The organism is Variovorax sp. OK605, from assembly GCF_900115445.1.
Classification (GTDB): Bacteria; Pseudomonadota; Gammaproteobacteria; order Burkholderiales; family Burkholderiaceae_C; genus Variovorax.
Genome location: NZ_FOWL01000014.1, coordinates 131,999 through 151,556, shown reverse-complemented (window position 1 = coordinate 151,556; position 19,558 = coordinate 131,999). Strand labels below are relative to the sequence as shown.

Annotated in this window: 21 protein-coding genes; 10 read left to right on the top strand and 11 right to left on the bottom strand. The window is 68.3% G+C overall.

The annotated features are described in order from the left end of the window. The first annotated feature begins 1 nt into the window (after position 1). Positions 2-1,528 carry an amidohydrolase family protein gene (locus tag BM013_RS30115; protein ID WP_218153699.1) on the top strand — a complete coding sequence of 509 codons (1,527 nt, stop codon included), beginning with the start codon at positions 2-4 and terminating at the stop codon, positions 1,526-1,528. Between the two features lie 24 nt (positions 1,529-1,552). On the opposite strand, the gene BM013_RS30110 is transcribed toward BM013_RS30115, so the two are convergent. Next, positions 1,553-2,344 carry an APH(3'') family aminoglycoside O-phosphotransferase gene (locus tag BM013_RS30110; RefSeq protein ID WP_256221777.1) on the bottom strand — a complete coding sequence of 264 codons (792 nt, stop codon included), beginning with the start codon at positions 2,342-2,344 and terminating at the stop codon, positions 1,553-1,555. A gap of 107 nt (positions 2,345-2,451) precedes the next feature. Here BM013_RS30110 and BM013_RS30105 point away from each other — a divergent pair, with 107 nt between their 5' ends. Next, on the top strand, positions 2,452-2,844 hold the full coding sequence (locus tag BM013_RS30105; protein WP_093131940.1) for a VOC family protein: 393 nt from the start codon (positions 2,452-2,454) through the stop codon (positions 2,842-2,844). A gap of 93 nt (positions 2,845-2,937) precedes the next feature. Here the strand turns inward: BM013_RS30105 and BM013_RS30100 are convergent, their stop codons facing one another. Beyond that, positions 2,938-3,612, bottom strand: a complete 675-nt coding sequence (locus BM013_RS30100) for an alpha/beta hydrolase (RefSeq protein ID WP_093131938.1) — start codon at positions 3,610-3,612, stop codon at positions 2,938-2,940. 85 nt (positions 3,613-3,697) lie between these two features. On the opposite strand from BM013_RS30100, the gene BM013_RS30095 reads away from it, so the two are divergent. Then, complete coding sequence (locus tag BM013_RS30095; protein WP_093131936.1) at positions 3,698-4,225, top strand: hypothetical protein; 528 nt, start codon at positions 3,698-3,700, stop codon at positions 4,223-4,225. Between the two features lie 6 nt (positions 4,226-4,231). Here the strand turns inward: BM013_RS30095 and BM013_RS30090 are convergent, their stop codons facing one another. Next, complete coding sequence (locus BM013_RS30090) at positions 4,232-5,275, bottom strand: NAD(P)H-dependent flavin oxidoreductase (protein ID WP_093131934.1); 1,044 nt, start codon at positions 5,273-5,275, stop codon at positions 4,232-4,234. 113 nt (positions 5,276-5,388) lie between these two features. Between BM013_RS30090 and BM013_RS30085 the strand changes: the two genes are divergently transcribed. Beyond that, on the top strand, positions 5,389-6,450 hold the full coding sequence (locus tag BM013_RS30085; RefSeq protein WP_177225617.1) for a hypothetical protein: 1,062 nt from the start codon (positions 5,389-5,391) through the stop codon (positions 6,448-6,450). Positions 6,451-6,492: 42 nt separating this feature from the next. On the opposite strand, the gene BM013_RS30080 is transcribed toward BM013_RS30085, so the two are convergent. Next, entirely contained in the window at positions 6,493-7,794 is a 1,302-nt protein-coding gene (locus BM013_RS30080; protein WP_093131930.1) for a UDP-N-acetylglucosamine 1-carboxyvinyltransferase, read from the bottom strand. A 224-nt stretch (positions 7,795-8,018) separates the two neighbouring features. On the opposite strand from BM013_RS30080, the gene BM013_RS30075 reads away from it, so the two are divergent. Then, positions 8,019-8,663: a DUF2625 domain-containing protein gene (locus BM013_RS30075; RefSeq protein WP_093131928.1), complete on the top strand. Its 645-nt coding sequence runs from the start codon at positions 8,019-8,021 to the stop codon at positions 8,661-8,663. Between the two features lie 20 nt (positions 8,664-8,683). On the opposite strand, the gene BM013_RS30070 is transcribed toward BM013_RS30075, so the two are convergent. After that, a complete protein-coding gene (locus BM013_RS30070) occupies positions 8,684-9,052 on the bottom strand; it encodes a hypothetical protein (RefSeq protein WP_093131926.1) in 369 nt (122 codons plus the stop codon). Between the two features lie 496 nt (positions 9,053-9,548). On the opposite strand from BM013_RS30070, the gene BM013_RS30065 reads away from it, so the two are divergent. From BM013_RS30065 to BM013_RS30055, 3 genes are all read left to right on the top strand, one after another. Further along, complete coding sequence (locus tag BM013_RS30065) at positions 9,549-10,580, top strand: GlxA family transcriptional regulator (protein WP_093131924.1); 1,032 nt, start codon at positions 9,549-9,551, stop codon at positions 10,578-10,580. A 255-nt stretch (positions 10,581-10,835) separates the two neighbouring features. Then, positions 10,836-11,861, top strand: coding sequence for an SLAC1 anion channel family protein (locus BM013_RS30060; RefSeq protein ID WP_093131922.1), 1,026 nt, complete (start codon positions 10,836-10,838; stop codon positions 11,859-11,861). A 71-nt stretch (positions 11,862-11,932) separates the two neighbouring features. After that, positions 11,933-12,139, top strand: coding sequence for a hypothetical protein (locus tag BM013_RS30055; RefSeq protein ID WP_093131920.1), 207 nt, complete (start codon positions 11,933-11,935; stop codon positions 12,137-12,139). Here BM013_RS30055 and BM013_RS30050 read toward each other — a convergent pair. From BM013_RS30050 to BM013_RS30035, 4 genes are all read right to left on the bottom strand, one after another. Further along, positions 12,124-13,323 carry a M24 family metallopeptidase gene (locus tag BM013_RS30050; protein ID WP_093131918.1) on the bottom strand — a complete coding sequence of 400 codons (1,200 nt, stop codon included), beginning with the start codon at positions 13,321-13,323 and terminating at the stop codon, positions 12,124-12,126. The two genes, BM013_RS30055 and BM013_RS30050, sit on opposite strands and share 16 nt — an antisense overlap. Next, entirely contained in the window at positions 13,320-14,471 is a 1,152-nt protein-coding gene (locus BM013_RS30045; RefSeq protein WP_093131916.1) for a branched-chain amino acid ABC transporter substrate-binding protein, read from the bottom strand. Before BM013_RS30045 ends, BM013_RS30050 begins: the two co-directional genes overlap by 4 nt. Before the next feature lie 145 nt (positions 14,472-14,616). Further along, a complete protein-coding gene (locus tag BM013_RS30040) occupies positions 14,617-15,534 on the bottom strand; it encodes a LysR family transcriptional regulator (protein ID WP_093218902.1) in 918 nt (305 codons plus the stop codon). A 137-nt stretch (positions 15,535-15,671) separates the two neighbouring features. Continuing rightward, complete coding sequence (locus BM013_RS30035) at positions 15,672-16,085, bottom strand: RidA family protein (protein WP_093131912.1); 414 nt, start codon at positions 16,083-16,085, stop codon at positions 15,672-15,674. 128 nt (positions 16,086-16,213) lie between these two features. Here BM013_RS30035 and BM013_RS30030 point away from each other — a divergent pair, with 128 nt between their 5' ends. Beyond that, positions 16,214-17,146, top strand: a complete 933-nt coding sequence (locus tag BM013_RS30030) for a LysR family transcriptional regulator (RefSeq protein ID WP_093131910.1) — start codon at positions 16,214-16,216, stop codon at positions 17,144-17,146. 15 nt (positions 17,147-17,161) lie between these two features. On the opposite strand, the gene BM013_RS30025 is transcribed toward BM013_RS30030, so the two are convergent. Then, positions 17,162-17,908, bottom strand: coding sequence for a tRNA-uridine aminocarboxypropyltransferase (locus BM013_RS30025; protein ID WP_093131908.1), 747 nt, complete (start codon positions 17,906-17,908; stop codon positions 17,162-17,164). A gap of 183 nt (positions 17,909-18,091) precedes the next feature. On the opposite strand from BM013_RS30025, the gene BM013_RS30020 reads away from it, so the two are divergent. Next, positions 18,092-18,910 (top strand): CHAP domain-containing protein, encoded by an 819-nt coding sequence (locus tag BM013_RS30020; protein ID WP_093131906.1) that lies wholly within the window; start codon positions 18,092-18,094, stop codon positions 18,908-18,910. A gap of 43 nt (positions 18,911-18,953) precedes the next feature. Here the strand turns inward: BM013_RS30020 and BM013_RS30015 are convergent, their stop codons facing one another. After that, positions 18,954-19,541 (bottom strand): bacteriohemerythrin, encoded by a 588-nt coding sequence (locus tag BM013_RS30015; protein ID WP_256221775.1) that lies wholly within the window; start codon positions 19,539-19,541, stop codon positions 18,954-18,956. Positions 19,542-19,558: the final 17 nt, after the last annotated feature.

The following is a 19,558-nucleotide window of genomic DNA, read 5'->3' as shown; positions in this document are numbered from 1 at the left end:
CATGAACACCCGCATGCCCACCGCCATCCTGATCCAGGGCGCCGAAGTGCTGGCCGTGGGCGGCCCGCAAGGCGACCGCCCGGTGCGCGCCGACGTGCTGCTGGAGGACGGCAAGATCGCCGCCATCGGCCACGACCTTGACCTTCCGCTGCCACGCCCCGCCGCGTGCGACGTGATCGACGCGCGCGGCAAGCTCCTGATGCCCGGCCTCGTCAACGCGCACACCCATTCGAGCGAGACCTTCTTCAAGGGCCGCTACGAACAGATGCCGCTGGAAATCTGGCTGCTGTATGCGTACACCTACCTGTCGGGCAGCCCCATCTCCGACCGCCTGCTGTACCTGCGCACGCAACTGCTCGCCCTGCAGTCGCTGAAGAACGGCGTGACCACGCTGTGCGACGACTTCTTCGACCCCATGGCCCACAGCATCGACCGGCTGGGCATCGTGTTCCAGGCGTACCGCGACGCGGGCATTCGCGTGAACGTGTCCAGCGCCGTGCTCGACACCCCCGTGCTCGACTCCACGCCCTTCGGCCACGAGGTGTTTCCCCCGCACCTCAGCGCTCAGCTGAAGTTCGGCGCGCCCACCACGGTGGCCGACTACACCGCCTACTGCGAAGAAGCCTTCCGCCGGTTCCATGGCCAGGCCGAAGGCCGCTTGCGCTTTGCCATCACGCCGTCGGCACCGCAGCGCTGCACCACCGGCATGCTGCAGGCCTGCCACGCGCTGGCCGTGCGGCACGGCGTGCCGCTGCACACCCACCTGCTCGAAACCAAGGTGCAGGCCGTGGCCGGCCAGATGTTCCACGGCAAGACGCTGCTCGCGCACATGCACGACACCGGCACGCTCGACCGCCACACCACGCTGGCGCACGCCATCTGGATCACCGACGCCGACATCGCCCGCATGGGCGAAGCCGCCTGCTCCGTGGTGCACAACCCGCTGAGCAACCTCAAGCTGGGCTCCGGGCTGGCGCCGGTGCGCAAGCTGCTGGACGCGGGCGTGGCCATCGGCCTGGGCACCGACGGCCTGTCTTCGAACGACAGCGCGCGCGTGTTCGACCTGATGCGCTTCGCCGCGCTGATGCACAACGTGAACGGCACCGAGCCTTCGCAATGGCTCACGGCTTTCGAGGTGCTGAAGATGGCCACGCTGGCCGGCGCGCGCACTGCCATGCTCGACGACGTGACCGGCTCCATCGAAGTCGGCAAGGCCGCCGACCTGGTGCTGCTCGACCTGGACAACGACAACTTCCGCCCGCGCAACGACATCGTGAAGCAGCTGGCCTACTGCGAGAACGGCAGCGCCATCGAGCTGGTGGTGGTCGGCGGACACATCGTGGTGTGCGACGGCCAGCTCACCACGGCACGCGAAAACGACGTGTGGGCCGAGCTGAACGAGTTGCTGCCCGCGTACCTGGAAGAACACGGCCGGTGGGAAACGAAGAACCGCGTGTTCGAGCCGTACTTTGCCGAGGTCATTCGCCGGTGCAAGGAAGTCGACGTGGGCGTGCAGCGCCACGCCTGAAGCCGGGGCCAGGGCCGAGGGAGCTCAACCCCAGGTCAGCGGGTCAAGCCCCAGGTAGAAGCCCAGCCGCCCATCGTCCGGCTCGGCGATGCCCAGCATCTCGAACAAGCCGGTGCGCGCCGCCACCGCTTGCGCGGGTGCGGTCCAGTGGTCGCGCGCGTTCGCGAGGAACAGCGCCAGGTCGACATGCGGGTCCGCCACGCCGAGCCTGCCCAGGTCGATCAACCCCGTGCAGCGCAGCGTGTCGGGGTCGACCATGAAGTTCGGCATGCACGCATCGCCGTGGCACACGACCCGCTCGCGTGCCTCTTGCGCGAGCCGCGCGGGCAGTTGCGCACGCAATGCGTCGAGCAGCACCTGCGGCGGCGTGTGCCGGTCTTCGGGGCCGAGAAACTCCGGGTCGACCGCGCCGCGCGCCACCACATCGGCCGCGCGATCGAACATGGCCGAGAGGCTGCGCACGAAGGGGCAGTTCGTGGCCGGCACCGAATGCAAGGCCTTGAGCCGCTGCGCCATCGAAGGCCACGCGGCCAGCAGGTCTGCCGCCGGCAACTCGCTGGCCGGCACACCCGGCACCGTGCGGGTGACAAGGCAGGCGCCAGCTTCCGACGTGCGCCAGTCGAGCACCTTCGCGGAGCCGAGGTCGAACGACGCGAGCCATTCCGTACGGCGGTGCTCTTCTTCGAGCGAGGCAGCGTTGGCGCCCATCGACACCTTCGCGAATGCCGCACCATCGCTGCGCCTGTACACGCTGTCGCCGGACTCGCCGCGCTGCACGGGCAGCCACGTGACGCCCGCGGGCAAAGCGGGAAGCAAAGGCTTGTCGTTCAAGGGTTCATCGGGGGGAATCTGCATGGGGCTGGGTAGAGTGATGCGCCTCCCCGGAATCTACCCAAGCTCCCTCACCGCACACGCCAAAGACCATGAAGTTCGGCTACACCATTGCCTACGTTCCGCACGTCGCCCAGTCCCTGCAATTCTTCGAGCAGGCCTTCGGTTTCACGACCAAGTTCCTTCATGAATCCGGCACCTACGGTGAACTGGCAACCGGTGAAACCACCCTGGCCTTTGCCGCGCACGAGCTCGCCGAATCGAACTTCGCGCAGGGCCATGTGGCTGCGTCCGACTCGGCCAAGCCGCTGGGCATGGAACTGGGCTTTGTCACCGCCGACGTGCCGGCGGCCCATGCGCGCGCCGTTGCGGCGGGCGCCTCGGAACTCTCGCCGCCCACCACCAAGCCGTGGGGCCAGGTGGTGTCTTATGTGCGCTGCCCCGACGGCACGCTGGTGGAGCTGTGCTCGCCTATCGGCGGTTGACCGCGGGCTACGAGGCGACGGTCACGGCGACCTTCATGCTCACGTCGCGACAGGTCGACGAAACGCAAGCGACGCCAATGGCGCGGCTGCTGCCTAAGCGCTCGCCGGCGCGCTGAGCGACTGCAGCCAGGCCACCGTGGCCTGCAGCTCTGCCGGGCGAAGCTCGTGCGCGCCCGGAAAGTCCGCGCCCGACAGTGCCAGCGGCAGCGTGCGCGCCAAGTCGCGCGTGACCTGTGCGGCGCTCGGCGGAATCACGTTGTCGGCGCTGCCGTGGCTCACCCACAGCGCCTTGCCCTCGAAGGCCTCGGGCGGGGCCACGTGCGGCACCACCTGCGACAGCAGGCGGCTGTGCCACACCATCGCCGCGCGCACGGTCTCGGGCTTGGTCAGCAGCAGCGACAGGGCCATGATGCCGCCCTGGCTGAAGCCGCCGACGATCACGCGCTCCGGCGGCACGCCGAGCTGCTGCGCGGCAGAAGCGACCATCTCGCCGATGAGGAAGCGGCTTTCGCGCTCCTGCTCTTCGTTGATGTGGCGCTCGCCGTTGGCCAGCACCTGGAACTCGAACCACGCATACGCGTCGGGCGAGAGCACATACGGCGCGCGCAGGCTCAGCACGTGGAACTGCGGCGGCAGCATGCGCGCCAGGCCGAACAGGTCCTGCTCGTTGCTGCCGACGCCGTGCATCAGCACCAGCAGCCAGGGTTCGCGCACCGAAGGTTGCGCGGCATGCTCGAGGAACTTGAGGGGCAGGTGAAGTTGGTTCATGGTTCAGGCCGGCTGGATAGACTGGAACGAAACGAGGCGAAGGCAATTTTTCATGCGACATCCGCAACGTCCGCGATATGCGCGAGTGACGAGCTTACTTCCTGCCCTGTTCCTGCTGTGCGCGCCGGTGTTTGGCGCTCAGGCCGCTCAGGCCGCTCACGGCGCTCACGGCGCACAGGCCGCCGAATTCCGCAAGGCGCCGGCGTGCAGCTTCGACGCCAAGGCGGTGCAGCTGCGCAAGGACCTCTGCGTCGGCTTCGATGCGGGCGCCTACGCGTCACGGCACAGCTACGAGGAAGCCGGCCAACTGCGCTGCACCGACGAGGCCGACGAGGCCGACGTGCCCTGCCCCACGCTGCGCGTGCTGACCCGCGCGAACGGCAAGACGGTGGTGCGCGCCTTTGCACCGCCGCCGAAGTCGTCGCTGGGCGACCCGAGCGACGCCTGCGTCATCGACACCATCGCCGTGAACAGGAGCGGCAGCCGCTTCGCCCTGCAAGGCCAGGGCCGCGACTGCTTCGGCGGCACCGCGCGCTTTTCGGTCGAGGACGTCTACGAACTGAAAAGCGGCGCGCCGGTGCTGGTCAAGAAAAACGGTGCCTACCTGCGCTGACGCCGCTCAGCGAAAGCCCTTCGCCAATGCCTGCGTGACCTCGGCCGAAGACACCTCGCGGCAGCCGGTGGCGTTCTGCCCGGACCACAGCGGTGAGAAGTCGCCGCTGCCCTGCGCCTCGGCCTTGGCGCGCAGCGGCGCGATGCCCGAGGTGGCCAGCGGAAACTCCGGTGCCGCGGCGCCGATGGGGCCCAGCTCGCGCATCACGCGGTTCACGATGCCGCGAGCGGGCCGGCCGGTGAAGAGGTTGGTCAATGCCGTGTGCCGCGCCGCCTCGCTCTTGAGCGCCGCGCGATGGATGGCCGTGGTCGTCGCCTCGGGCGTCAGCATGTAGGCCGTGCCCACCTGCACGCCCGCCGCGCCCAGCGCCATGGCCGCGGCCACGCCGTCGGCATCGGCGATGCCGCCGGCAGCGATCACCGGCACCTTCAGGGCGCGCACCAGTTGCGGCAGCAGCGCGAAGGTGCCGAGCTGCCTGGTCAGGTCGTGCGACAGGAAATGGCCACGGTGCCCGCCGGCCTCGAGGCCCTGCGCAATGACCGCGTCGGCGCCGCGCGCCTGGAGCCACAGCGCCTCCGCGACGGTGGTGGCCGAGGCCAGCACCTTCGCGCCCCAGCCGTGCACCTGCGCCAGCAGCGCCTCCGACGGCAGCCCGAAATGAAAGCTCACCACCGGCGGGCGGAACTCGCCCAGCAGCGCGGCCACGTCGGCGCTGAAGGGGTTGCGGCCCGGGCCGGTGGGAATGCTCGCCGCGTCGATGCCGAACTCCGCGTAGTACGGCGCGAGCGCGGCGCGCCACGTGGCCTCGCGCTCGGCGCTGGGCTCGGGCGGCGTGTGGCAGAAGAAGTTGACGTTGTAGGGCTTGTCGGTGCCGGCGCGAATGGCGGCGAGTTCGCCGCGCATGGCGTCGGCGCCGAGCATGGCGCAAGGCAGCGAACCGAGTCCGCCCGCGTTGCTCACCGCCACCGCCATCGCGCTGCCCTGCACGCCGGCCATCGGCGCCTGCACGAGCGGGAGTTCGGTGCCTAGAAGTTGCTGCAGCGTGGTCATGGGAAGCGCTCCTTGTCTGGTGTGTCGTCTCGGATGCCGCGCATTCTCACGCCAACGCGGAGGTCGCCGCGGCGACAGGGTCATCGCCGCGCGGCTTCGGCAAAATGGCGGCCATGTTCAGACCCCACCCGACACCGCTGTCGACACCACCCTCGCCATCGCACGTTTTCTCGAAGCCGCTGTACCGCGGCACCGCCGTGGCCCTGGCCGCCGCCGGCCTGCTCGCGCTGGCCGGTTGCCCGCAGAAGGAAGCGCAAGCGCCCTCCGCTTCGACCGCTGCGCCAACTGCCGCTGCGGCGCCCGCCGCGACCGCCGTGACCGCCGTGGCCGCAGCACCTGCCCCCGCCGCCGCGGCACCGGCCACGCCCGCCACCGCATCGGCCAGCCTCAAGCGCGCCGAACTCATGGCACTCGTGTTCCCCGACTCGCAAGGCCCCGCCGCCAAGCCCGGCCAGCCCGACACCGTGTCGCTGCCCGAGATCGGCAACGACGGCAAGGCCGTGCCCGGCAGCGCCGCCGAGCAGAACGCCCGCGTGTCCCCGCGCGAAGTGGTGAAGCTGGACGACACCCACGCCGTGCTGCTGACCGAGACCGTGCCCGTCGACGACCAGGGCCAGCCGATGGACGGCCACGTCAACGGCGCATGGCTCGGCGCCTACTTCTTCGAACAGGGCCCCGAAGGCTGGAAGCTCGCCAGCCGCGAAGACGGCGTCGACTACCTCGGGTTCATGGGCAACCTCGGCACCACCAAGGTCGAGCGCACCGCGCCGCAGCGCTTTGCGCTCACCATCACCAACGGCAGCTGCTGGCAGGGCTACTGCGGCCAGTGGCTGTCGGTGTACGCGCTGGAGGCGGGCAAGGTGCGCGCGGTGGCCTCGGCCATTCCGCTGTCGGCCAGCAACGAAGGCGCCGACGAGGCTTGCGAGAAGGTGCTGAAGTCGGAAAAGCCCGAAGAGGCACCGCGCGGTGCCTGCTACGACATCAACGGCACGCCCGCCTTCGCGGCCGGCTCCGACGACGGCACGCCGGGCGAGATGCGCATCGCCTTCAAGGGCGAGCGCACCGCCGGCCCCAAGGGCCGCCGTGTCGAGACCGTCGACAGCACGCTGGTGTACGCCTGGCGCAAGGACGCCTACGTGCTGACCGAGGGCCGCAACCCCGTGCCGTCGTTCTGACCGTTCTGAAGCAGGGGCGGCTTCGCCCTCTTCAGCCGCTGCTTATTCCTCGCTCGTCCACTCCACCTGCACGCCCAGGCTGCGCAGGTTTTCCACGAAGCGCGGGTGCGCGCGGCGAATGGGCGCGGCGTTGCGGATCTCCGACTTGCCTTCGATGCTCGCCGCCACCATGAACAGCGCGATCGCCACGCGAATGATGTAGGGGCTCTCGACCACCGCGGGCGTCAGCGGGTTGCCGCCGAAGGTGATGAGGCGGTGCGGGTCCGACGAGAACACGTGCGCGCCGAACTTCGAGAGCTCGCCGGTCCAGCCCAGCGCGCCGTCGTACACCTTGTTCCAGAACATCGCGTTGCCTTCGGCGCGCACGCCCAGCGCAATGAAGATGGGCAGCAGGTCCACCGGAAAGTAGGGCCACGGCGCGGCCTCGACCTTGGTGAGCACGTTGCTCGTGAACGGCGTCTGCACCTTCAGCGGGCCGGTGCGGATGGCGCGCGACCAGCCGCCTTCATGCACGATCTGCACGCCGAACTTGGCGAACGTGCGGTCGAGCAGCGGAAAGTTCTCGGGCGCGCTGTTGCGCACGATCACGTCGCCGCCGGTGATGGCGCCCAGCGCCAGGAAGGTGGTGATCTCGTGGAAGTCTTCGTCGAAGCGGAACTCGCCGCCCTTCAGCGTGCTGCCGCCATGCACCGTGAGCCGCGAGGTGCCCATGCCTTCGATGCGCACGCCGATCATGGCCATGAAGCGGCAGAACTCCTGCACGTGCGGCTCCGAGGCCGCGTTGGTCAGCGTCGACGTGCCGCTGGCGGTGGCCGCACACAGCACGAAGTTCTCGGTGGTGGTGACGGAGGCGTAGTCCAGCCAGTGGTCGGTGGGCGTGAGCCGGCCCTTGCTGTGCACCAGCAGCGAGCCTTCGGTGCGCTCGACCTCGCCGCCGAAGCGCTGGAACACCTCCACGTGCGGATCGATCTCGCGCACGCCCAGCGTGCAGCCCTTGACGTTGTCCTCCAGCCGCGCCACGCCGAAGCGCGCCAGCAGCGGCGGCACCAGCATGATCGACGAGCGCATTTCCTCGGGCAGCCGGTGGCGCGCCGCGTCGAAGCTGGTCTCGCGGTGGTGCAGCTCGAGCGTGCCGGTCTCGTGGTCCATGTGCACTTCGCTGCCCAGGGTGCGGAAGATGTCCAGGATCTTGCGCACGTCGGTGATGTCGGGCACGCCATGCAGCCGCAAGGGCTCCCAGGTCAGCAGGGTGGCGCAGAGCACCGGCAGCACGGCGTTCTTGTTGGCGGAAGGGGTGATGCGGCCACGCAGCGGCGTACCGCCATGCACGATGAGGTTGGACATGAAGGAGCGGAAAACAGGGAGGCGGTGGGGGAATGGGGAAAGGCTCGAAGACAATTCGAAACCGCAGGCGAGCATTTTGCCGTCTGAAAGCAGCATGAACGGCGCTGAAGTTGTAAGAACTTCAAAGTGAAAGACGCCGAATTAACAATTCTTTCGCATTACTTCCGATTGCTTTCAGACTCCTTCGGATCGCTTCGAAGCCTTTTTCACCCAACCAACTTCTTATGCGCACGCTTGACCAACTGATCGACACCGAAGACCCCGCATTGCCGCTCGTCAGCGAATGGGCCGAAGGCGCCGCCCATTCCTTCGAGATTCTTCCGCCCTCACCCGAGCGCGAACGCGTGCTGCTGGGCCTGCAGGTCACTACCCGCTCGACCATGGGCGCCGTGGCGTACGACACCGGCGGCCTGCTGATCGACCACGGCTGGCTGCGCGTGCTGGGCTCGGGCCATGCGAGGCTGCGCCGCAACATCGCCGACTGGAACAAGGCGCGCTCCGACGGCTTCCTGCTCGTGGCGGACGACGTGGTGGGCGGCTTCTTCGCCGTCAACGGCGGCGGCCTTGGCGAAGACGCGGGCGCCATGTACTACTGGGCGCCCGACACCCTCACCTGGGAGTCGCTGGACATCGGCTACAGCGACTTCCTCGAATGGGCGTCGACCGACCGGCTGCAGGTGTTCTACGCAGACTCGCGCTGGAGCGGCTGGGAGGCCGACATGAAGGACATCGGCGCGGACCAGTGCTTCAACTTCTTCCCGTTTCTCTGGAGCAAGGAAGGCTCGGTGCACCAGAGCTCGCGCAAGGCGGTGCCGGTCGAGGAGCAGTACGCGTTCAACGCCGAGATGGCGGGGAAGATGGAGGGATAGCCTTCCCGAGCCAGACGCCTCTATTCGCTGGGTTCCGTCGGCTCCGTCGGTTCGGTCAGCGCCTCGCACTGCGCTTCGATACGCTCGTGCAGCAGGCCCAGCGACGCCGCCAGAAAGCGCTGCAGCGCGCTGCGCTGGCAGGCATCGAAGAGCGGCGCGGGGTCCGCGGCACACAAGGCGGCATCGCGCCGGTCTTCGTCCCAGGCAAGCAACCGGGCCAGCGTGTGCGCGCCTTGCACCACGTCGCGCGCATCGTTGAGGAACGCGGCGTTGCCTTGCAGGGAAGCATCGAGCCGTTCGCTCTGGACCCATTCGAAGGGTTTGAACTGGGCGGTGGGCCGGTACGGCGCGCAAGGGCCAGGGCAGCCGGTGTCTGAAGCATGGGCCATCGGGCCTCCAGGGATGTCGATTTGCAACAACCGACGCACCCGCTGCTAAACGAGGGCGGCAGCTCGAACGGGTTAGCAGACCGGGACATCCTTGCGGAAACCGGCAGGGCGTGAGCCCTCCCGCTCGAGCCGCCTGAAAAAGCTCGAACGAAAAAGCCGCAGTCCCTGTGCGGTAGCTGCACTGCGGCTTTCGTCGCAGGATGTCGGCGGGCTGCTAAACCCGGCCCCGCTCATCACGAGGCGAAGGCAATGTAAGCGGTCTCGGCGGCGCGGGTCAAGCCAGGCGATGGGGAACTGCCATGGCATTGCGGGCAAATGCCCGAAAGCGGCTCACCGGGTTCGAGCCGGCCGCGCAGTGAGGACAGGGCTTTCACGCTCGGCGGCTGCCTCGGCCTGCTCCCGTCCCCTCGACTTCGCCAGGCAGACAGACCGTTCTACAATGCCCCGCCCACCGCCTGCCGCAGCTGTTGCCCCGCAGGGCCGGGGCGTTCAAATCATGAAGCTGGTCATCGTCGTGTTGGAAGGTGTGCAGGCATTGGACGTCGCGGCGCCCATGGATGTGTTCACCGAGGCCAACAGCTTCCTTCCCGCCGACCAGCACTACGAGATCACCCTGGTCGGCCTGCGCGCCGGCAGCGTGCGTTGCGCCAACGGCATGGAGCTGCATGTCGGCACCGGCTACCTCGACTACACCGGCCAGCCCGACCTGCTGCTGGTGGCCGGCGGCCCCAAGCTGCCGGAGCTCAACACCTACGCGCCCGAGTTTCTCCAATGGCTGAGCGCCAAGGCGCAAGGCTCGCGGCGCTTCGGCTCCGTGTGCAACGGCGCCTTCCCGCTGGGCCATGCGGGCCTGCTCAACGGCAAGGAGGTCACCGCCCATTGGCATGACGTCGACCGGCTCATCGCGCAGTTCCCCAGGGCCCGCGTGCGGCCCGACAAGATCTTCGTTCGCGACGGCGCCCTCTTCACTTCGGCCGGTGTCGCGGCCGGCGTCGACCTGTGCCTGGCGCTGGTCACGGAAGACTGGGGCCACGAGCTGGCGCTGCGCATCGCCAAGCGGCTCATCGTGTACATCCGCCGCGAGGGCGGCCAGTCGCAGTACAGCCCGTTCCTGGCGGCCGGCCCGAAGGAAGAGACCGTCGTGGCGAAGGTGCTGCGCCATGTGACGGACCACATCGGCGAGCAGCTGTCCATCGAGGAGCTCGCCGACTCGGTGGGTGTGAGCCGGCGCACCTTCTCGCGCGTGTTCGCGAAGGACGCCAACATGACGCCGTCGGCCTTCGTGGAGCAGGTGCGGGTCGACTTCTCGCGCAAGCTGCTGGAGGAGACCGACCTGCCGCTGAAGACGGTGGCGTTTCGCTGCGGCTTTCACAGCGCCAACCACATGCGCGTCATCTTCGCGAAGCGGCTGGACACCACGCCGCGCGAATACCGCCGGCGGTTCAGGGACGAAGAGCCGACGCGGGCGCGCGACGAGGCGGCCAATTCGCCGACAGCGGGCGCGGCAACGGGCGCCATCGCTTCCTAGCGAGCCGCGCGGCGCCTGCCGCTTTCTTCCCACGGCGGCGCAATGCCGCCGCATCCGCCACAGTGGCCCGAAAGCAGCCATCAATGGCGCAAACCTCACCACACCCAAGGCCTGCACCGCAGACCCGGCCCATAGACTTTTCACATCGCTTCCGCAAAGCGATTTCCGGGCTGTGGTGACGGTGTTGTCGAGCTGACGCGCCTGCTGCAACGGGGTCGTGCGGAAGCCCAACCTCCACGGTTCGAGCACCCTCGCATGCTTCTCCGTGCCCCTTCAGGAGCAAGCATCAACACCACGCAAGCGCTGAGCCCAGCGGAAATTCCGCGGCAGGCATCCATCCGGTACCTCCCCGTCAACCTGTTCGCCTCGGTCATGGGTCTGTCGGGCCTGGCCCTCGCCTGGCGCCAGGCCGGCCACCAGTTCGGCACCAGCGCGCTGATCGACGCCGCCATCGGAAGCCTCGCGGTCGTGGTCTTCGCCGTGCTCTGCATCGCATACGCGGCCAAGGCCGTGCTGCATCCGTGCGCCGTGCACAACGAGTTCCGGCACCCGATTGCCGGCAACTTCTTCGGCACGATAACCATCGCGGTGCTGCTGATCTCGTCGGTGGTGGCGCCCCTCAGCGCGCGCGCATCGGAAATCATCTGGGGCATCGGCGCCGCCAGCACCGTCGCGCTGTCCTTCACCATCGTGAGCCGCATGCTGCGCGGCAAGGTCGACGCGGGCCACTCGGTTCCGGCGTGGCTCATTCCGGGCGTAGCCACGCTGGACATCACGGTGGCTGGCGGCACCCTCCCGATGGCATGGGCCAGGGAGGTCAACCTGTTCGCGATGGCCGTGGGCACCACCATGGCGCTGGTCTTCTTCACGATGATCATGTCCAGGCTCATCCACCACCATGAAAAGCTCGCGAGCGACATGGTGCCGTCGATGATGATCCTGATCGCCCCGTTCGAGGTCGGCTTTCTCGCGTACACGAGCTTCTTCCAGCGCATCGACACCTTCGCCGCGATGCTCTTCTACTTCGGCCTGTTCGTCTTCTTCTCGCTGGTCTTCAAGATCTTCAAGCGAAGCATTCCCTTCGCGGCCGGATGGTGGGCGCTGAGCTTCCCGCTCGCCGCGCTCAGCAATGCGGCCTTGCGCTATGCGGAACACGCCCGCTACCTGCCGGTGACGGTGCTGGCGGTGGCGCTGCTGGTGTTCCTGAGCGTGCTGATCGCCGTGCTGCTGGTTCGAACGATTCACCTCGTCGCAAGCGGCAAGTTGCTCGCGCCGAAGTGAGCGACCCACACGCGCTCACCGATTCCCAAGCGGCTCGGCCGCGACTCTCTTCAACTCAACGGTCCATCACCATGTCGAACCCCGCACGCCTCCGCCCCGCCCAACCCACGACCACGACCACGACCACCACCACCACCGATGCCGCCGGCATCGACGCAGACGCCGCGCGCAAGCAGGCCGCAGACGCGGCCGCCCTCGCCGCCCAGTGGGAACAGGTCGGCAACTGCAGCGGCCTGGACCAGGTCCAGGCCGCGGTGCGCGGTCAACCCCAGAGCTGAAAGTCGAGCGGTGTGCGCAACAAGCGCACGCTGCCGCTCTCGGTGACATGCACCATGTCGCCGAGCGCCGCACCGCCGAGCCCCTTGGCGAAGAAGTTCGGATGCAACTCGAACATGGCGCCGGTGCTCGCCTCCAGCGGCGCCGACCTCCCCGTGTCGAAGGGGTCCGCATACTGCGGAAAGGCCGCCACCGACTGTGGCTCTTCGTAGCTCAAGCCCAGCCCGTGCCCGCTGCGAAAGCGGAAGATGTCGCCGGGCGGCACATGCGGCAGCCCGCGCGACAGGATGCCCTGCACGGCCTTCTCGGCGCCCGCGAGGTCCGCGCCCGCGCCGAACAGCGCCAGGGCCTCGTCGAACATCTCGTGCACGAGGCCGTGCAAGCGCAGGTGCACCGGCAAGGCTTCCACGTACGCACCCATGCGTATCGCGTGGCCCCAGTAGCCGTCGAGCTTCAGCATGACGCCCAGCAGCACCTGGTCGCCGGGCACGGGCTTGCGCCGGTTCTCGTGCGGCAGGTACTGCGGCCTCTGCGCGGCCGGGCTGATGGTGAGCCAGGTCTTGCAGTACTCGGCACCGCTGACGAGCGCGAAGTGCTCGACGTCGCGCTGGGTCTTCCATGCCTCGCGGTCGTGCCGCAGGAACACCGGGAAGCGTGAGAACACCTCGTCGCACAAGGCCGCCGTGGCGCCGAGCGCCTCGACTTCAGGCGCCGCCTTGGCGATGCGCCAACGATCCAGCTCGGGCGCGATGTCTTCCCATTGCGCCCGCGGCAGCGCGCGGTGCATCGACTCGATCGTCTGCCATTGCGCTTCGGGCCAGCCTGCCTGCCCGATGCGCAAGGCATCGCCGCTGGAGATCGCCAGCAGGCCTTGCACCGCCTCGCCGAGCTTCGACGGCGCGGAAAAGACCACCGCATCGATGCCGGCGATGCCCTGCGCCGCATGCAGCTGGAACGGGTTCGACAGGATCAGCGTGCGGCGGCCGCGCTCGACCAGCAAGGTCGTAGACGCTTCGAACCCGTCCCAGTCCGCGAACAGCCGCAGGTACGCATTCGAGCGCGTGGCCGCGCCCAGCGCGCCGCCCTGCGCATGGATCAGCACCGCGCGCAGGTCCTGCCGAAGCACGAGCTCCTCGAGCTGGCCGAGCCGCTGCGTTCGCAGCCGCTCCAGCGATTGCCCCGTCACTTGAGCGCAACCTTCTTGCCCGCGTCGAAGCGGTAGAGCGTCATGGCCGGGTTCTTCAGCTCGCCGCTCGGCTCGAACGCAATGCGCGCCGTGATGCCGTCCAGGTGGGTGTTGAACAGCTCGCGCGCATACACCGCCGGGTCGGCCGAGCCCGCCTTCACCATCGCCGCGGCCAGCACCATGGTGGCGTCGTAGGCGTAGGGCGAATAGATCTGGAACTCCCCCGGGTACTTCTCTTCGTAGCGCTTCTTCCATTCGGCGACCTTGGGCGACAGGTCCGCCGCCGTGCCGCTCTCCGCGCAGACCACGTTGGCCAGCGTGGGCGCGCCGCCCGACAGCTCGGCCAGCTTCGAGGTGCAGATGCCGTCGCCGCCAAAGAGCTTCACCTTGTCCATGCCGAGCTGCGCCAGCTGGCGCACCATCGGGCCGGCCTGCGAGTCGGTGCCGCCGTAGAAGATCGCGTCGGGCGACTTGCCGCGAATGGTGGTGAGGATGGCCGAGAAGTCGGTGGCCTTGTCGGTCGTGTACTCCTGCGCCACGATCTGGATGCCCTTGGCCAGCGCCGTCTTGCGGAACACCTCGGCCACGCCCTGGCCGTAGGCGGTGCGGTCGTCGATCACCGCCACGCGCGTGAACTTGAGCTTGTCCGCGGCCAGCGCGGCCAGGCCCGCGCCCAGCTCGTTGTCGTTGGCCATCATGCGAAAGCTGGTCTTGTAGCCGCTTTGCGTGAGCTTCGGGTTGGTGGCCGACGGCGTGAGGTTCGGCAAGTCGCAGTCGCTGTAGATCCGGGCCGCCGGAATGGCGGTGCCGGAGTTCATGTGGCCGACCACGCCGTTGACCTTGGCGTCGCAGAACTTCTGGGCCACCGCCGTGCCCTGGCGCGGGTCGGCGCCGTCGTCTTCGGCCGCGATGACGAAGTGCGCCTTCCTGCCGCCGATCGTTACGCCCTTCGCATTGAGTTCGTCCACGGCCAGGCGTACGCCGTTGGCGGTGTCGCGCCCAAGGTGGGCCTGCGCGCCCGACAGCGGAGAGGCGCTGCCGATGGTGACGGTGAGCGCGTCGGCGGCCGAAGCCGGCAACGGGGCGAAGGTTGCGAATGCAGCGAACGCGAACGCCGCGGCGGGCGGAAAGGGAGCGGGGGTGTGCATCGAGGGAATCTCCGGAAGGGGTTGAACTCCGGACAAAGTGTTCCCGCCGCGGCACCTTGCGGCAAACCAGAAATTCTTGGGAGAGGCCCCAACTTTTTGCGAGGGCTGCGCCCTGCGCCCTGTGCCCTGGCTTGCCGCGGCCCGCTCAGCGCGCCAGCACGTCGCAGCGGCTGTTCGCGATGAAGTCCTCGCACGACGCGCGCGCCATGTCCACCAGCGCCTCGGCCAGCGGCGACGCGGGCTCCATGCGAAAGCTCGCGACCAGCGGCAGCGCGGCCGGTGGCGGTGCCACGTCGAGCGGCACCAGCCGGCCGTCGAGCAGGTCCTGCTGGATCACGGCCACCGGCAGCAGCGTGCTGCCGAAGCCCGAGCGCGCCATGTCGATCATGGCGCCGATCGACGAGAAGAAGCTGATGCGCAGGTCCACCGACGCACCCGCGCTCTGGGCGATGTTGCGGTAGACGCCGGAGTCGCGGTAGAACGAAATGATCGGGTGCTTCGCCAGGTCGTCGAAGCCCAGCGGCGCGCCCGCGGGCAACTGCTGCGCCAGCGAGGGGCTGGCCACCCAGCGCATGGCGAGGTTGGCGATGCGCCGGTTGTCGATGAAGCCCGGCGTGATTTCCTCCGAGAGGATCGCGAAGTCGAGCGTGCCGCGCAGCAGGTCGTCGCGCAGCCGCGGCGTGAGGTCGGAGCCGATTTCCAGCGTGGCCCTCGGGTACTTCTTGGCGAAGCGCGAGAGCAGGTCGGGCAGCCAGGTGTGGGCCACCGTCTCGATCACGCCGATGCGCAACATGCCCGAGAACGCATCGGCATGGCCGACCGCATTGAACATGCGCGTCTGCAGCTCGATCATCTTCTCGGCATAGGGCACCAGCTCGGTGCCGCTGCGCGTGAGCAGCACGCCGCGGTGATCGCGCTCGAACAGCCGCACGCCGAACTGCTCCTCGAGCGTGGCGATGCGCCCCGCCACCGCGGCGGCCGTGGTGTGCAGCATGTCGGCGGCCGCCTTGAAGCTGCCCAGCTTGGCGACGCAGACGAAGGACTCGAGAAATCGGACGTTCATGACGCCCAGATTCTCACCTCGCGGGCGGCGGATGCGAAACGCACCTGCGCGTCTGCGCGGCGTCGAGGCGTCGAGGCGTCGAGGCGTCGAGGCATCGCGGCATCGCGGCATCGCGACATCGCGCACCGGCCGGCCCTTCACCCGGCTCGGCTGCCGCTGCCCTCCGGCAGCTTGGCGATCACCTTGATCTCGAACTGGAAGCCGTACAGCCACGTCACGCCGATGCCGGTGAGCGTCGGGTGCGGTGCTTCGCCCCAGTATTCGGGCACGATCTTCCAGACCTTCTCGAAGTTGGTCTCGGGGTCGACGATGAACACCGTGACATCGACCACGTCGTCGAAGCTGCAGCCCGCGGCCGCGAGAACGGCGTTGAGGTTCTCGAAGGCGCGGCGCACCTGCGCCTCGATTTCGGGCTCGGGCGAGCCGTCTTCGCGGCTGCCGACCTGGCCCGAGACGAACAGGAAGCCGTTGGAGCGAACGGCCGGTGAGTAGCGGTTCTTCTCGTAGAGCGCCTGGCGCCCGGGGGGAAACACGACGTCGCGCTGGTTCATGGAATGCAATGCCTTCTTCTTGATGACGATGCAGGGACTTTAGGCAGCGCAGGCGTCGCGATAAACAGGCAAGGCCAACAATCACTGTTTGCAAAACCCAAACAATCACGGAATCGGCAGGAGCAGAGATGGACCGTTTCGATGCGATGCAGGCCTTCGCCCGCGTGGTGGAAGCCGGCAGCTTCACCAAGGCCGCCGCCACGCTGCACATGAGCAAGACCAGCGTGACGCAACTGGTGCAGCAGCTCGAGGCGCGGTTGCGCGTGAAGCTGCTCAACCGCACCACGCGCAAGGTGAACGTCACGGCCGACGGCGCGGCCTACTACGAGCGCGTGCTGCGGCTGCTGGCCGACATGGACGATGCCGAGACCAGCCTGTCGAGCGCGGCGGCCTTGCCCCGGGGCCGGCTGCGGGTGGACGTGCCCAGCCCGCTGGCCCGCACGATCCTGGTGCCGGCGCTGCCGGCCTTCCACGCGCGCTACCCCGACATCCAGCTCGACATGGGCGTGAGCGACCGCATGGTGGACCTGATCGGCGAGAACGTGGACTGCGTGCTGCGCGGCGGCGAGCTCACCGACCAGTCGCTGATGGCGCGCCGCGTGGGCGACCTGCAGCTGGGCGTGTATGCGGCGCCCAGTTACCTCGAACGCGCCGGCACGCCCGCGCACCCGAAGGAACTGGAAGACACGCACCACCGCATCGTCGGCTTCCTGTGGTCGCGCAACGGCAAGACCTTTCCGTATGCGATGCGCCGCGACGGCGAGCACGTCGCGGTGCAGGGCCGCTACGTGCTCTCGGTCGACGACGGCAATGCGTACGTTGCGGCGGGCCTGGCCGGCCTGGGCGTGCTCTGGCTGCCCGACTACATGGCCAGCGCGCACGCGGCGAGCGGCGAGCTGGTGCGCCTGTTCGAGGACTGGCAGCTGGACTCGATGCCGCTGTACCTGGCGTTTCCGCCGAACCGGCATGTCAGCGCCAAGCTGCGCGTGTTCATCGAGTGGGTTGCCGAGCTGATGGCGCGGCATGCGCCCGTGAACCCCGTGCAGCCCGTGAAGAGATGAAGAGCCCGGCGTGATTCAGGCCGGCTGCGGCGCTGACACCTCGCGCAGCCGCCGGTGTTCCTCGCCGTCCCACACGATGGGTTGCTGGTTCTTCGCGCGCAGGTAGTGGTGCGTGAACACCGCCAGGTAGGCCTCCAGCGTGCGCTCCGCGAGGTGTTCGCCCGCCAGGTCCATGCACATGGCGGCCACCTCGCTGGTGCAGAAGTGGTCTTCCCGGCCGGAGTTGCGCAGCTTGTACTGCGTGATCTGCTCGGGCTGCAGGCTCAGCACCGGGAAGCGGTCGAGGTAGGGGCTGCGGCGGAACATCTTGCGCGCCTCGCCCCAGGTCGCGTCGAAGAGGATGAAGAGCGGGCGCTTCCGGGCAGCGGTGCTGGCCGTGTCGGCTGACGCCACGGTGAGCACCACGCGCTCGGGCTGCGCGTACTGCCCCGGGAACACCACATAGGGCTGCCATTGCGGGTCGTCGAGCAGGGCGAGCAAGGCCGGGTCGGTTTCGGTGCGGGCCCAGCCGAAGGCGAAGGTGTCGGCCACCACGTCGGCCACCAGCCAGCCGGTGTTGGTGGGCTTGAGCGGCTCGATGTCGGCCATGAGCAGGCACACGCCCGCGCGCGTCGGCACCACCGGGCGCAGGGCGCACATGCAGTGGCTGGGCAGCAGGCGGCAACCGGCACAGCGCTCGCGCTTGAAGCCGCCGCGGGCAAGAAAGGGCTTGGCGCTTCGCGCCAGGCGGGCGGCGCGAAGAAGGGAAACGGCGTGAGGCATGCGGGGATTGTCAGTGCATCGCGCCGCGCCCTGCCCGCCGCACGGCGATGCCGGGTCGCCACCGCGCAGCGCTCGCGTTGGCGAGCTCCTATCACTTCAAGCCTATGGATCTCGCTCGGGCGCAGGCGTAGATTGCGCACGCTGAACGCGCCCGATCCAACCATCCAATAACGAGGAGCCTCCATGCCAGATGGCCAAGCCACGACATCGCCTGCATTTCCGGGTCGCACGATTCGTGCGAACGAAGCCGACAGCCAACTGGTCTCGCAGGTGCAGGGCGCCCTTCTCCAGCGAGGCTACGGCCCGTTCAAGGACGGCGTGTTCGACGCATCGATGACCGCCATCGTCAAGCTGTTCCAGGCCCAGCACAGCGACGTCGACGGCGCCCCGCTGGTGGTCGACGGCGAGGTCGGGCGCATCAGCTGGAGCGTGCTGTTCCCCCAGCCGACGGTGTTCCCCGCGACCGCGCCGTCGACGCTGATGCTGCACGCGCTTGCGGTGGCAGGAACGCAGGTGGGCCAGATGGAAGTGCCCCCGGGCTCCAACCGCGGACCGATGGTCGACGAGTACCTCGACGCCGTCGGCATCCCGCCCGCGCAGGGAACGGCCGCCGACCGCTTCTGGTGCATGGCCTTCGTCTACTGGACCTTCAAGACCGCCGCCGCCTCGCTCGGTGTTCCGAATCCCTTGCCGAAGACGGCGAGTTGCGCGGGGCACTGGAAGCGCGCGCAGAACATTCCCGGCGCCGTCAGGATCACGCGCCAGGCCGCGTTCGCGAATGCGAGCCTCATCAAGCCGGGCCTGATCGCCATCCTCGACTTCGGCGGCGGCGCGGGCCACACCTTCATCGTCGAGCGCATGCTGGACAGCGGACGCATCGCCACCATCGAAGGCAACACGAACAACGACGGCTCGAACAACGGCGTGGGCGTCTTCAGGCTCGATCGGCGCAAGCTGTCTGACAAGAGCATCGTCGGCTTTGTCGACTACTCGAAAGCTTAGGCGCGAGTTTTTTGCGCGCGTGCGCCGACGCCTCGCGCCACGGTCACGCGCCGAACAAGCGCTTCAGCCAACCCTGCTTGGCCTGCACGCCCGCGCGGCCCTGCTGCAGTTCCCTGCCGACCTGCGCCTTGACGATTCTTTCCGCCGACGAGTCCGTGGCGTGCAGGTGCGCCTTGACGGTTGCCACGTAGGCACCGTCCTCGTGGCGGATGTGATTGAACAACCACCGGTAGAGCATGTCGTGAAGCTCGCCCAGCACGGACTCGCCACGCTCGAAGCGCGTGCGGAATTCGACGACGCGCCGCACGAAGATCTCATGCACCTTCTTGTGCGGGGTCGAGAAAGGGTAGCCGGCATCCTCGAGCATCGCTTCCTCGAAAGCGAAGTGGGAAGCCGTGTAGTCGATCGTCTCTTCGATGATCCTGCCGACGGCCCTCTGGTCGTTCGTTTGCCGGGCATCGTCCAGTGCGTTGATGTACTGGGCGATGCGTTGATGCTGGGCATCGATTTCATGGATTCCGGTGTTGAGTTCGGTCTTCCATACAAGATGCGCCATGATTTCTGAGTCTCGATTGCAGCGTAAAAACCCAGTATCGATGTGCGCCGCCGGCCGCCGGTTGATCTGAATCAAGCGAGCGCGTGACAACG